The organism is Mycobacterium sp. (assembly GCF_036488105.1).
GTDB lineage: Bacteria > Actinomycetota > Actinomycetes > Mycobacteriales > Mycobacteriaceae > Mycobacterium.
The window spans coordinates 1-9253 of sequence record NZ_DASXHW010000011.1; the positions used below are offsets into that span (position 1 = coordinate 1).

Consider the following 9253-nt stretch of genomic DNA (forward strand, 5'->3'; position numbering starts at 1 on the left):
GCGGGACCGCGATTGCGCCGCGGCCGGTTCGGAGTGGGGTCGGCTTGAGTCTGCGGGGACAGGCCATTGAGAAAACGTGACGATTTGCGACTCTGCCGTCCGCCAGGGTTGCGCGACAGCGCCCAGCTAAGCGCCAAATGCTTTCGGGCCCTTGTAATTCCGACGTAGAGCAGCCGACGCTCCTCCTCGACTGCCTCGCTCTCGGGGCCGTGGGCCAGCGCATGCGAGATCGGCAGCGTGCCGTCGGTCAATCCGACCAGGAACACCGCATCCCACTCCAGTCCCTTGGCCGCGTGCAGCGACGCCAGCGTGACTCCCTGCACCACCGGCGGGTGACGCGAGTCGGCGCGGGTCCGCAACTCTGCGATCAACTCGGGCAAATCCAGCGTCGGCCGGTGCGCCACTTCCTCGTCGACCAATTCGGCCAGCGCCACCAACGCTTCCCAGCGCTCGCGGGCCCGCGTTCCGGCCGGCGCTTCGGCGGTCAGACCCAGCGGTTCGAGCAGCCCGCGGACTATCTCGGGCAGCGCGACGTCGCCGTCGACATCGCGGTTGGCCGCCCGCTGCAACGCCAGCAGGGCTTGGCGGATCTCCTGGCGGCTGAAAAAGCCCTCACCGCCGCGAACCTGATACGCGACTCCGGCCTCGGTCAGCGCTTCTTCGTACACCTCCGACTGCGCGTTGATCCGGTACAGCACCGCGATCTCCGACGCCGGCGTGCCGGCTTCGACGAGCTGTTTGATCGAATTGGCCACCGCAGCGGCCTCGGTGACCTCGTCGGTGTGCTCCCGGAACGTCGGCTCCGGTCCGGAATCGCGCTGGCCGACCAGATGCAGCTTGCTGCCGGCCACCCGTCCACGGGCCGCGGCGATCACCCGGTTGGCCAGCGACACCACCTGCGGGGTGGACCGGTAGTCGCGTTCCAGGCGCACCACGGTCGCGTCGGGGAACCGCCTTGAGAAGTCCAGCAGGTAGCGGGGCGAGGCACCGGTGAACGAATAGATGGTCTGGTTGGCGTCGCCGACGACGGTCAGATCGTCACGGTCGCCCAGCCAGGCCGACAGCACGCGCTGTTGCAGCGGTGTGACGTCCTGGTACTCGTCGACGACGAAGCAGCGGTAGCGGTCTCGGAATTCTTCGGCGACCGCGGCGTCGTCCTCGATCGCAGCCGCGGTGTGCAGCAGCAGGTCGTCGAAGTCGAGCAGGGCAACTCCATCGCCACGGGCCTTGAGCGACTCGTAGGCCGCGTACACCGCGGCGACCTTTGCAGCGTCCAGCGGAACATCGCGGGCCGCGGCCGCCACGGCGTCGGGATACTGCTCGGGTGAGATCAGCGAGGCCTTGGCCCATTCGATCTCACCGGCCACATCGCGGACATCGTCGGTGCTGAGCTTCAGGCCGGCGCCGGTGGCCCCGCGTGCGACGACGGCGAACTTGGTCTCCAGCAGCTGCCAACCGGTGTCGCCGACGACCCGCGGCCAGAAATACCGCAGCTGCCGGTGCGCGGCCGCGTGAAATGTCATCGCCTGCACCGCACCGACACCGGTCTGCCCGTGGGCTCCCAATGCCCGCAACCGGGTCCGCATCTCGCCGGCCGCACGCTGGGTGAAAGTCACCGCCAAGACCTGACCCGCGGCGACGTGTCCGGTCGCGACGAGCTGGGCGATGCGGTGGGTGATCGTCCGGGTCTTGCCGGTCCCCGCGCCGGCCAGAACGCAGACCGGCCCGCGGGGAGCCAGCACGGCCTCGCGCTGTTCCTCGTCGAGGTCGGCAATCAAGGAGTCCGCGATCACCGGCATGGCGTCCATCTTGGCAGTGATCGCCGACAAACGTCCGGCAGCGCCACGGCGCGGCTTACCGGCGACGCCATCTATGTTTGTAGAACTATGAGCAACGCTTCCATCACCATGTACAGCACGCAGTGGTGCGGCTACTGCCACCGGCTCAAGACGGCGCTGAAGTCAGCCGGTATCACGTATGACGAGGTCGACATCGAGCACGACCCCGCGGCGGCGGACTTCGTCGGCTCAGTCAACGGCGGCAATCACGTCGTACCCACAGTGAGGTTCGCCGACGGGTCAACGCTGACCAACCCGGGCGCCAAAGAGGTCAAGGCGAAGCTGGCCAAGCTGGCCGGCTAGGGCCGCTTTGCCCGACTTAGTCAGCCGGCTTCGGCCCAGGATTCGACGATCACCCGCGCGATCGACACCGACCCGGGCAGCAGCAACCTGGACTCCGAGTCGCTGCTCCAATCGCCGAGGGACAGCGCAGCACGAATCTCGTCGCGGGTGAACCACTCGGCCTCCGCGATCTCGCCGTCGTTGAACGCGAACGGCTCAGCCGGATCGGCGATCGCGTGGAAGCCGATCATCAGCGATCGCGGGAACGGCCACGGTTGGCTGCCCAGGTAGCGGATATCGCTGACGGTCAGCCCGATCTCCTCGCGGATCTCGCGGGCGACACAGGTTTCGAAGGACTCCCCCGCTTCGACGAAACCGGCCAGCAGCGAGAACATCCGTTCGGGCCAGGTGGTCTGACGGGCCAGTACCGCGCGGTCGCCGCCGTCGTGCACCAGGCAGATGACCGCCGGGTCGATACGCGGAAATTCCTCGTGACCGGTGACCGGATTGACCCGTGCCCAGCCCGCCCTGATCGACTTGGTCGGCGAGCCGTCCACGGAGCTGAACCGGGAACTTGCATGCCAATTCAGCAGCGCCGCGGCCGCCGACACCAGCTGGGCGCCCACATCGTCGAACAGCTGTCCGGCCTGGCGCAGATCGGCCACCTCGGCTTTGAGCTCGGGATCATCGGGTGCTTCCAGCGGACCGCGGACCGCCCACACATGCCGGCCGTCCTCGATCCGACCCAGGAACACCGCGTCCGAAGGCGGTTTGTCGCCAAGGGTTTTCGCCTTACCGAGCAACACTCGGCCGCCGGCGACCATCACCTGATTGCGCGAGTCGAGCCGCAGCAGCGCCGCGTCCGCCCAGCCGGCGGTGGCCGCATCGATGTCGGTGCGCACCTGGTCAGCCCGGTCGGCGCCGATCCGCGACAGCAGCGGCACACTCGTCAACTGGAAATCCACAGTCAGCCTTACTTCCCCGTGTTGCGGACATAGAGCAGCCGGTCGCCGGCCTCGAGGGCGTCCGCCTGCGGAGAGTCGACGCGAAGCAGGCGGCCGTCGCGAACCACGCCGAGCACGATGTCGGGCAGATGCCGCGGCGATCCGCCGAGTTCGGTCCGCTCGACCTCACGTTCGGCGATGGCGAATCCATGGGCCGGTGTCAGCAGGTCGTCGATCATCTCGACGACGCTGGGCGTCGTGATGGCCACACCGAGCAGCCGGCCGGCGGTTTCGGAGGAGACGACCACCGAGTCCGCGCCGGATTGCTTGAGCAGGTGCTGGTTTTCGGCTTCGCGGATCGACGCCACGATCTTGGCTTGCGGGGCGACTTCCCGGGCGGTGAGGGTGACCAGCGTTGCGGTGTCGTCGCGACCGGTGGCGACGATGATCGCCGACGCGTGCTGGGCCGAGGCCAGCCTCAGCACGTCGGATCTGGTGGCGTCGCCGTGCACGGTCACCAGGTCGGCGGCCACGGCGTGGTCCAGAGCTGCCTGTTGGGTGTCGACGACGACGATGTCCTTGCTGGACGCCTCGTCCTCGCACATCGCGGCGACCGCGGTCTTGCCCTTGGTGCCGTAGCCGATGACGACGATGTGGTTGCGCACTCTGCTCCTCCAACGCTGAATCTTCCAGGCCTGCCGCGACCGCTCGGTGAGCACCTGAAGGGTCGTGCCGACCAACACCACGAGGAACAGGATCCGCAGCGGCGTGATGATCACGACGTTGGTCAGCCGGGCGAATTCGGAGTATGGGGTGAGGTCGCCGTAGCCGACTGTGGTCAGGGAGATCGTGGCGAAGTACAAGCAGTCGATGAACGACAGCGGCACGCCTCGCACGTCGGTGTAGCCGGCCCGACCGAGGTACACGGTCACCACCGCGACCACCAGGGCGAGCAGGGCGATACCGACCCGTCGCCAAATAGCCCGTATCGGACTGACTTGCGCCTCCGGCACGCGCACGACGCCGACCAGCGCATATCCGGGCTGGGCGGTCAGCGTCTCGTCGAGATCGCGTCGCCGACGGCTAACTTTGACCACAGTTGATCGGCTCGACCCAGCGCACGACACAATGTAACCATGACCGCCATCACACCCAGTCCTCAGCGCGACGCCGGCCAGACTCTCGCATACCGGCTCGCCGCGGTGTTGCTCGGCGTCGGCACCCTGCACTTCCTGGCACCGAAACCGTTCGACGGCCTCATCCCCGTCGAGCTGCCCGGCACCCCGCGGTTCTACACCTACGCATCTGGCGTCGCCGAGGTCAGCATCGGCGCGGCGCTACTGGCGCGAAGTACCCGCCGGCGGGCCGCGTTGGCGGCCGCCGCGCTGTTCGTCGCCGTCTTCCCGGGCAACGTCAACATGGTCCGGTTGTGGTGGGACAAGCCTTGGCCGATGCGCATCATCGCTTTGGCTCGGCTGCCGTTGCAGATTCCGATGGTGACCACGGCCCTCAAGGTCGCCCGCGCCGCTTAGCTCGGCGTCTCGCGGGCCAGCAGCCCGGCCAGCTCGTCGGGCCCCGGCAGCGCATCCGGGACGACGGTGAGCCCGGTCCGGACGTAGTGAAAAGCTGTGCGCACCAACGACTCCTGACAGCCGCTGAGTGCGGCCCAGGCGAGCCGGTACACCCCGAGCTGAATCGCGGCATGCCGGGCCGCCTCCGAGCCGTGCGGCGGCTCGCCGGTCTTCCAGTCCACAACGGTGGCGCCACCGTCGGGCTCGGCGAATACCGCGTCGATGCGGCCGCGCACCACGGTGTCGCCGATCGCCATCTCGAAGGGCACCTCGACGGCCACCGGTGTGCGGCCGGCCCACGGCGAGTCGAGGAAGGCTTCCTGCAGCGTGGCCAGCTCCTCGGCGTCGCGCTGCGCGATGTCGGAGTCGGCGGCACCGGGCAGGTCGGCGAGGTCGAACAGTCGCTCGGCGCCGTAGAAGCGCTCAACCCAGTCGTGAAATGCGTTGCCCAGCAACGCATGCGGCTCCGGCCGCGACGGCAGCCGGCGCATCAGCCGCTGCGCGGCGTGCTCGGGGTCGCGAGCCAGGTCCACCAGGCTGCTGACCGACAGTCCGCTGGGCAGCGGATGCGCCGACGGTTGCGCAGCGCGGGCACGCTCGTTGAGTAGCGCGTCGACGTCGGCGGCCCACTCTTCGGCGTCGGCGGTCGCGGCGGGTGCGTTTGCCGACATCGCGGCGGCGACGAGTTCGGCTCCGCGTTGCACATCCGCGCGGCGGCCGGCCAGCGGATCGACCGGCCAGCTTGCTTCGCGAATGCTGTCACGCAACGGGTTTCGCTCACCGTCGGCTGGGGCGGGCGCCCACTGATCGACCTCGCCACAGGGCCGGCCGGCCGCAGCCGACTGGTCGATGGTGTCCTTGAGCTCGCACAGAAAATCCGACGGGCCGCGCGGCTTGATGCCGGTGGCCCCCCAGTGGTGGCCGGACAACAGCAGAGTGTCCTCGGAGCGGGTGATGGCCACGTACAGCAGCCTGCGCTCTTCGTCGAGGCGGCGTTGGTCGAGCTGCCGACGGTGCGCGGAAATCTTGTCCGACAACTGCTTTCGATCAGTCACGTCAGAGGTGTCCAGCACCGGAACGCCGTGCAGGCCCGCGGTGGACCGGTCGCCGCGCAGCAGTGGCGGGAGGTCGGCGGCGTCGGTGAGCCAGGTGCGGGCCTGTCCGGTCGACGGGAATAGCCCGCCCGACAGGTGCGGCACGGCGACTAGCTGCCACTCCAAACCCTTGGCGGCGTGCACGGTCAGCACTTGCACTCGATTCTGGGCAACGACGGACTGGGCCGGTGCCAGGCCGTTCTCGACGACCGCCGCCGCATCCAGGTAGGCCAGCAGCCCCATGAGCGGGGCCAGGGAATCGGTCACGTCGGCGGCCCGCTCGGCGTAGCCGCTGACCACGTCGGCGAACGCGTCGAGCTGCTCGGTGCCGGCCCAGCCGGCCCCGGGCAGTGCGGCGCGCACCTCGCAGTCGACACCCAACAGCCGGCGCACCTCGGCGACCAGGTCGGGCAGCGGATGGCCGAGATGGCTGCGCAGCACACTCAGCTCGTCGGCCAGCGCGACGATACGGCGATACCCTTCGGCCGAATAGCCAACGGCTGGGCCGGGATCGGCGAGGGCGTCGGCCAGGCCCGCGGTATCGGCCTGCGGCCCGGCCGACTCGGCGATCTGCTCGGCTGTTTCGGCAGAGCGCGCCGCCTGTGCACCGTCGAGGGAGACCGCGCGCCGCCACAGCGCCGCGACGTCGCGGGCGCCGAGCCGCCACCGCGGACCGGTGAGCACCCGCATGGCGGCCGCACCGGCTGTCGGCTCGGCGACCAGGCGCAGCATCGCGACCACGTCGGCCACCTCGGGCACCGAGAGCAAACCGGCCAGCCCGACCACTTCCACCGGGACGCCGCGGGCGCGCAGCGCGGCGGCGATCGGTGCCGCATCGGCGTTGCGGCGCAACAGAACCGCGGCGGTCGGCGGCGCGACGCCGTCGGCGGCCGCCTGCTGGTAGCGCAGCTGCAGGTGATCGGCGACCCACTCCCGTTCGGCCTGCACGTCGGGCAACAGCGCGCAGCGCACCGTGCCGGGTTCGGCGTTGGGGCGGGAGCGAAGCGCACGCACCGCCACCGATCGTTGTCGCGCATCCGCCGAGACCGCGTTGGCGACGTGCAGGGCGGACGGTGGGTTACGCCAGCTGGTCCGCAGCTCCAGCACCGGCGCCGGGCTGCCGTCGGGTAGCGGGAAGTCGGTGGTGAACCGCGGCAGGTTGGTCGCCGAAGCGCCGCGCCAGCCGTAGATGGACTGGATCGGGTCGCCGACGGCGGTCAACGCCAGTTCCTCGTCGACGCCGCCGCCGAACAGCGACGACAACAGAACGCGCTGGGCGTATCCGGTGTCTTGGTATTCATCGAGAAGCACCACCCGGTAGCGGCTGCGCAACTGCTCACCCACCTGCGGGACCGTCGAGACCAACCGGGCGGCCGAGGCCATCTGGCCGCCGAAGTCCATCACCTTCTCCGCCCGCATCCGCCGGTGCAGGGCGTCGATCAGGGGCACCAGCTCGGCGCGCTCGGCTTGGGTGGACAGCATTCGCAGCAACCACTGGCTCGGGCCGCGGTCCCGCTGGTAGGGGCCGGCGGGCAAGCTGTGCACCAGCCGTTCGAGCTCGACATGGGTATCGCGGAGCTGGCCGGTGTCGACCAGATGCTCGGCGAGTTGACCCGACAACCGCAGCACCATCGCGGTGACCGCGGCCGGGTTCTTCTCGGTGCGCAGTTCGCCGGAGTACGCGTTGACGACATCGAAGGCCAGCTGCCAGAGCGCAGTCTCGCCGAGCAGCCGGGTGTCGGGCTCTATCGGCGCGCACTGCCCCACACCCGTTGAGAGCAAACCGTATTCGCGTAGCAGCTGGCCCGCGAAGGCGTGATACGTGCCGACCACCGGCGCACCGCCGGGCTCGTCGACCGGCAGACCGGGCTGGCTGCCGAGGACCAGTCCGGTGCCGGCAAGCCGTGCCAGTCTGGACCTCACCCGTCGTAGCAGCTGCCCAGCTGCCTTGCGGGTGAAGGTCAGACCCAGCACCTGACCCGGCTCGGCAAAGCCGTTGGCCACCAACCACACCACCCGGGCCGCCATGGTCTCGGTTTTTCCAGCGCCCGCGCCCGCGATGACCACCAGCGGTCCCGGCGGCGCCGCGATGACCGCCGCCTGTTCCTCGGTAGGCTCGAAAAGACCGAGTGCGCTTGCTAATTCGCTCGGGCTGTAGCGTGGTGACGGCGGTGCAAGGACGGTCATAGCGACCCCTTTCGGTCGATGCCGGTGTGGGCGGGGCAGCTTGGCCGCAGTGGGCAGTGCGCGCAGCCGTCGTTGATTCGGGCGACGAACTGCGGCCCCGCCGTCGCATCGGCCGCGGCGCGGATGCTTTTCCGCCACTGTTGACGCGCTTCGGGTGTCAACGGGTCCTGCTCGCGCTCGCTGGCGCCTGCCGCACCCGTCTTGCCCAGGTAAACCAGCCGCCCGCCACCGGGTTCGTCACCGTGAGCCAAAAGGCCTTCGGCCACCGCGAGCTGATAAGCCGCCAGCTGAGCGTGCCGCTGCGCATCGTCCTTGCTGACCGTTGTCTTGCCGGTCTTGACGTCGACGATCACCAGCCGGCCCGCGGCGTCGCGTTCGATCCGGTCGACCCGGCCTCGCAGCCGCACATTTGGGTCGATGACACCGCCGTCGAGGACACCGTCGACGTCGACCTCGACGCCGACTTCCGTCAGCTCGCCGCGAGTCTGCGACCGCCAGGCCAGGAACGTCTCGATCATCGCCCGATGCCGGGCCAGCTCGTTGGCCGAATACCACTGCGATTCGAACGGCAGCTGCTGCCATGCCCGTTCCAGGGCGGCCAACAGCTCAGCCTCGCCGCCAGCCGACACGGCAATCAGCGCGTGCACCACCGAACCGACCGTCGACCCCAGATCGCGGGGATCGGTCCCGCCGTGCCGCTCGGCCAGCCAGCGCAGCGGGCAGTCGGTCAACGTCTGCAGGCTTGACGGGGTCAGCGTGACGATGTGGTCGTCGCCGCTCCACATCGGCTCGGTGGTGCTGACCGGCGACATGCCATACCAGCCGGCCGGGTCGGCGCCCGGCACGCCTGCCGCGGCCAGGCGGGCCAATTGTGTTGCAGCGCAGTCACGCATCGCGTCGCTGACCTCGCCCCGCGGCGCGCACACCACGCCGCGCAGCCGACCGACCACCGCGGCCGCCGACAGCACCCGCGGCGCCGTCACCGGCTGGAGTTCGGTGTCAGCGGATCCGCCTGCCCACTGCGCGATCTCGGCGAAGAACGGCGACGGCATGCTGGCTTCGTCGTCGCCGTTCGCCGCTCCGTCGACGGCCGTCACGAGCAACCGCCTGCGTGCCCGGCCCATCGCGGCCACCAGCAGTCGCCGCTCCTCGGCCAGCAGCGGTGCCCGCATCGAAGCGTTGTCGGCAACCCCGTCCAGCACGTCCAGCAGTCGCTGTGTGCCGAGCACTCCCCCGCGTGGAATCGTGTTGGGCCACAACCCTTCCTGCAGGCCGGCGATGACCACGAGATCCCACTCGTGGCCGATCGCCGCGTGCGCGCTGAGCACCGCGACCTG

7 protein-coding genes are annotated in these 9253 nt (G+C 69.6%); 2 read left to right on the forward strand and 5 right to left on the reverse strand.

The features are described 5' to 3' along the window. A partial coding sequence (locus tag VGH54_RS00590; protein ID WP_331510002.1) for an ATP-dependent helicase occupies positions 1-1799 on the reverse strand: 1799 nt, incomplete at its 3' end. An 87-nt stretch (positions 1800-1886) separates the two neighbouring features. On the opposite strand from VGH54_RS00590, the gene mrx1 reads away from it, so the two are divergent. Continuing rightward, positions 1887-2141, forward strand: a complete 255-nt coding sequence (mrx1, locus tag VGH54_RS00595; protein WP_331510003.1) for a mycoredoxin Mrx1 — start codon at positions 1887-1889, stop codon at positions 2139-2141. A 20-nt stretch (positions 2142-2161) separates the two neighbouring features. Here mrx1 and nudC read toward each other — a convergent pair whose 3' ends face one another. Further along, positions 2162-3091, reverse strand: coding sequence for an NAD(+) diphosphatase (gene nudC / locus VGH54_RS00600; RefSeq protein ID WP_331510008.1), 930 nt, complete (start codon positions 3089-3091; stop codon positions 2162-2164). Between the two features lie 2 nt (positions 3092-3093). Continuing rightward, a complete protein-coding gene (locus VGH54_RS00605) occupies positions 3094-4161 on the reverse strand; it encodes a potassium channel family protein (RefSeq protein WP_331510004.1) in 1068 nt (355 codons plus the stop codon). Positions 4162-4200: 39 nt separating this feature from the next. On the opposite strand from VGH54_RS00605, the gene VGH54_RS00610 reads away from it, so the two are divergent. Next, the gene (locus VGH54_RS00610) at positions 4201-4596 is read left to right on the forward strand and encodes a hypothetical protein (RefSeq protein WP_331510005.1); all 396 of its coding nucleotides are present in this window, start codon (positions 4201-4203) and stop codon (positions 4594-4596) included. Here the strand turns inward: VGH54_RS00610 and VGH54_RS00615 are convergent. Together VGH54_RS00615 and VGH54_RS00620 are read right to left on the reverse strand one after the other, a co-directional pair. Beyond that, on the reverse strand, positions 4593-7916 hold the full coding sequence (locus VGH54_RS00615; protein ID WP_331510006.1) for an ATP-dependent helicase: 3324 nt from the start codon (positions 7914-7916) through the stop codon (positions 4593-4595). The genes VGH54_RS00610 and VGH54_RS00615 overlap by 4 nt on opposite strands. Then, a partial coding sequence (locus tag VGH54_RS00620; protein WP_331510007.1) for a PD-(D/E)XK nuclease family protein occupies positions 7913-9253 on the reverse strand: 1341 nt, incomplete at its 5' end. The genes VGH54_RS00620 and VGH54_RS00615, both read right to left, overlap by 4 nt.

Bases quoted from the DNA above. Each gene is read 5' to 3' on its own strand.
- mrx1 (WP_331510003.1), top strand. From the start codon at position 1,887: ATGAGCAACGCTTCCATCACCATGTACAGCACGCAGTGGTGCGGCTAC.
- VGH54_RS00610 (WP_331510005.1), top strand. From the start codon at position 4,201: ATGACCGCCATCACACCCAGTCCTCAGCGCGACGCCGGCCAGACTCTC.
- VGH54_RS00615 (WP_331510006.1), bottom strand. From the start codon at position 7,916: ATGACCGTCCTTGCACCGCCGTCACCACGCTACAGCCCGAGCGAATTA.